Origin of the sequence: Lutibacter sp. (genome assembly GCF_046055765.1) — a bacterium.
Taxonomy (GTDB): Bacteria; Bacteroidota; Bacteroidia; order Flavobacteriales; family Flavobacteriaceae; genus Lutibacter.
Genome location: NZ_JASFZF010000120.1, coordinates 1 through 4,059, shown reverse-complemented (window position 1 = coordinate 4,059; position 4,059 = coordinate 1). Strand labels below are relative to the sequence as shown.

Below are 4,059 nucleotides of genomic sequence, written 5' to 3'. Positions count from 1 at the left end.
ACAAAAATATGAAAAATAGCATGATTGTATTTTAAATTTTTAATACTGTATAAAATTGCTCCAACCGTATAAAAAATTCCACCAGCTAATAACCACATTAATCCTTCAAAAGCTAAGTTTTCTACCAATGGTTTTACTGCAAAAATCACAACCCAACCCATTAAAACATAAGCATAAGTTGAAATTTTATCATACTTCCCTGTAAAAAAAAGTTTTAAAATTATCCCCGCCAAAGCTAATCCCCAAGAAACACCAAAAATTGTCCAGCCAACCCAACCACTTAAAACTACCAACGTAAAGGGCGTGTATGTTCCTGCAATTAATACATAAATTGCTGAGTGATCGAAAATATTTAATCGATGTCTTAATTTAGGACTTTGAACATAGTGATAAAATGTTGATGCTGAATATAATACAATTAAACTTGCTCCATAAATACTAAAACTAACTATATGCCAAACGCCACCATAAATACTAGCATACACTATCAATAAAACTAAAGCTACAATGCTTAAAGCCAATCCAATTGCGTGTGAAATAATATTAAATTTTTCTTCTTTTGGTTCGTAATAGGTAATCTCTTTTTTTTCCATTTTAGTTGAACGAAAAAAGTTAGACTTAAGTATTTTTTTTCTGATTTTTTAAATCGGTTGCTAATTCATTATAAATTACATCAAATGTTTGTTTTTTAATGGAGTTACAATCTTTTAAAACTAAACCTTCTGTATTTATAAACTTATGTATTTTTACACGTAATTTCCCTGGGCTTCCACTAAAAAAAGTGTAAGATAATCGTTTTTTGCAATCGTAAAAAGTCATTGGAACTATTGGTATTTGATGCTCTATTGCTAACCTAAATGCGCCACTTTTAAATTCATTCAAAATAATACTTTCATCATCAGGTACTAATCCTTCAGGAAAAATACAAATATCTAATCCGTCACTCATTCTTCTTCTAGCTTCATCAAACACAGCTTTTCTGCTTTTTGTATCACCTCTATCAACCAAAATACAAGTACGCTTATAAAAAAATCCAAAAATTGGAATTTTAGTAAGCTCCTTTTTCCCAACAAATACAAATGGATTTTTAGTAACCGAAAGCATCACCATAATATCAATCATCGAAGTATGATTTGGACAAAACATAAAGCTTTTCTCCTTTTCCAAAACCTGATCTTCTTCTAAAACAATTTTAAAACCCATCACAAAAAGAATGGTATTTGCCCAAGCTCGTGCAATTTTAAAAAAGAAAGGATACAGTTTTTCTGAAGAAGTTACAATGATTAAAACTGGAAAAATTGGAATCAAAGTAAGTATTACCCAACATAAAAACCAACATTTCCAAATAATGTAAAAAGGGTACTTAATTATTTTCATAAACATCAAAAATAGTAATTTTAAATCTATTCTTAATTTCTTTTTGAAATATGTATTTTTGTTTCAAAATTTAAATAAATGTCGAGAATTTTAACAGGTGTTCAAAGTACTGGAACACCACATTTAGGAAACTTATTAGGAGCTATAATTCCAGCTATAAAAATGGCAAACGATCCAAAAAATGAATCGTTTTTGTTTATTGCAGATATGCACTCACTTACACAAATTAAAAACGGAAAAGAGTTACGTGAAAATACGTATAGTACTGCTGCAACTTGGCTTGCTTTTGGTTTAGATGTAAATAAATCGGTTTTTTATCGCCAAAGTGATATTCCTGAAGTAACTGAACTTTCTTGGTATTTAAGCTGTTTTTTCCCTTACCAACGTTTAACATTAGCACATAGTTTTAAAGATAAAGCTGATAGATTAGAAGATGTAAATGCTGGTTTATTTACATACCCAATGTTAATGGCTGCTGATATTTTGTTGTACGATGCTAAAATTGTTCCTGTTGGAAAAGATCAATTACAACATTTAGAAATGTCTAGAGATGTTGCTAATCGATTTAATCATCAAATGGGTGAAACTTTGGTTGCTCCTGAAGCAAAAATACAAAAAGGCACCATGTGGGTTCCCGGGACTGATGGTAGAAAAATGAGTAAATCTAGCGGAAATATTATCAATTTGTTTTTACCAGACAAACAACTGCGTAAACAAATTATGAAAATAAAAACAGATTCTACACCGCTTGAAGATCCTAAAAACCCTGAAACATGTAATTTATTTGCCTTATATAAATTAGTAGCATCGCCTGAACAAATTTCTGAAATGAAAGCAAATTATGAAGGTGGAAATTATGGTTATGGACACGCAAAACAGGCTTTTTATGAATTACTAGTTGATAAATTTTCAGAAGAAAGAGAACGTTACAATTACTTTATGGAAAACCTTGGTGAAATTGATAAAGCTTTAGCTATTGGAGCTAAAAAAGCAAAGGTAGTTGCTACTGATGTTTTACAACGAGTCAGAACAAAATTGGGGTATTAACTGTTGGCGTAAATGAGGAGCTTTGATATGAAAAAATAATAATTCTTTTAATAACTTTCTTTACTTTGAATATTTACTCTCAAGAAAAAACGGAAGTTAATGAGCCTCTAATCTTTGGAGAAATTATATTTGGCGGAGCAGGAAAAATTAATGGAAATGGTGGAGTTTAGGTCGTATAAATCTTATACATGCACGTTAATTTTAGTCTACTTTCAGTAATAAAAAATAAATTGAAAATGAAGAAGTTTATACCTAAAATTTTAGTTTTACTATTTTTATCGTTTCTACTTATAGATTGTTCAAAAGATGATTGTACAGAATTTAAAAACGTTCCGAAATGGGATCCAATTAAAGGAAGTTTTGTTGATAATTACATAGAAGTTCCATGTGGTTTGGGTGATCCTGTTGTTCAACCTGTCAACGCGAATTCTAACTAAATTTTTTATTCAAAAAACATCAATAAATTTATTACATATAATTTAAGGTGCAGGATTGGGTTGTAGCTCTTGAATTCTATCAATTTCTTCGAAAATTTCTTTTGAAAGTTCCACATGAATACTTCCAATATTTTCTTTTAATTGTTCTAGAGATGTTGCTCCAATAATAGTTGAAGTTACAAATTCACGCTGATTCACAAACGCTAATGCCAATTGTGCCAAACTTATGTTTAACTCTTTAGCTAAATCAGCATATTTTTGAGTTAGTATTGTAGATTGTTCACTATTATATCTGGAGTACGCTGAAAATAATTTTAATCGAGAATTTTTAGGTAAATTTCCATTTAAATATTTACCAGATAATACTCCAAATGCCAAAGGTGAATATGCTAATAATCCAACATTTTCACGTAAAGAAACTTCAGCTAAATTAATTTCAAAAGTTCTATTTAATAATGAATATGGGTTTTGAATAGTTTTACAACGAGTGAAATTATTTTTTTCGCTTTCCACTAAATGACGCATAACTCCCCAAGAAGTTTCGTTAGAAACGCCATAATGACGGATTTTACCTTCTTTTACCAAGCCATCTAATATTTCTATGACCTCTTTAAAGTTCTCTTCCCACTTTTCATTTGAATCATGACTATAATTTCGTTTTCCAAAAAAGTTTACATTTCTTTCTGGCCAATGTAATTGGTAGACATCAATATAATCAGTTTGTAAACGATTTAAACTTTTATGAATCGCATCATAAATTACAGATTTAGAAAATCCTAAATTTTCTCTTATATACTTAAAATATTCGTTTGGGCCAGTTACTTTGGTTGCCACTATTAAATCTTCTCTTTTTTGATCTTTTAACCACGAACCAATATAACTTTCTGTACTACCTTGAGTTTCTCTTCTCCCCGGAATAGAATACATTTCGGCAGTATCAATAAAATTAATTCCTTTTTCTACGGCAAAATTTAATTGTTCATGAGCTTCATTTTCGGTATTTTGCTGACCAAAAGTCATAGTTCCTAAACAAATTTTACTCACTTTTATATTCGTGTTTGGTAGTGTGGTATATTTCATTTTTTTGATTTTTTGAAGTTTTTGACCCGTCCTGAAATATGTATACACTAAACCACAAGTATATGTATAAAAATGACAGAGTAACTAGACGTTACAGCGAACCTTTCAAATTAAAAAT

The 4,059-nt window shown here is 29.8% G+C and carries 5 protein-coding genes; 2 read left to right on the top strand and 3 right to left on the bottom strand.

Annotation, left to right across the window (positions count from 1 at the left end):
• Nucleotides 1–593, bottom strand: a 593-nt coding sequence (locus QM495_RS11580) for a hemolysin III family protein (protein ID WP_408672274.1), incomplete at its 3' end; no start/stop codon positions are given.
• A 25-nt stretch (nt 594–618) separates the two neighbouring features.
• Nucleotides 619–1,377: a lysophospholipid acyltransferase family protein gene (locus QM495_RS11575; protein ID WP_408672273.1), complete on the bottom strand. Its 759-nt coding sequence runs from the start codon at nt 1,375–1,377 to the stop codon at nt 619–621.
• A gap of 78 nt (nt 1,378–1,455) precedes the next feature.
• Here QM495_RS11575 and trpS point away from each other — a divergent pair, with 78 nt between their 5' ends.
• Complete coding sequence (gene trpS, locus QM495_RS11570) at nt 1,456–2,424, top strand: tryptophan--tRNA ligase (protein ID WP_408672272.1); 969 nt, start codon at nt 1,456–1,458, stop codon at nt 2,422–2,424.
• A gap of 236 nt (nt 2,425–2,660) precedes the next feature.
• Nucleotides 2,661–2,861, top strand: coding sequence for a hypothetical protein (locus QM495_RS11565; RefSeq protein WP_408672271.1), 201 nt, complete (start codon nt 2,661–2,663; stop codon nt 2,859–2,861).
• Nucleotides 2,862–2,903: 42 nt separating this feature from the next.
• Here the strand turns inward: QM495_RS11565 and QM495_RS11560 are convergent, their stop codons facing one another.
• Nucleotides 2,904–3,941 carry an NADP(H)-dependent aldo-keto reductase gene (locus QM495_RS11560; RefSeq protein ID WP_408672270.1) on the bottom strand — a complete coding sequence of 346 codons (1,038 nt, stop codon included), beginning with the start codon at nt 3,939–3,941 and terminating at the stop codon, nt 2,904–2,906.
• Nucleotides 3,942–4,059: the final 118 nt, after the last annotated feature.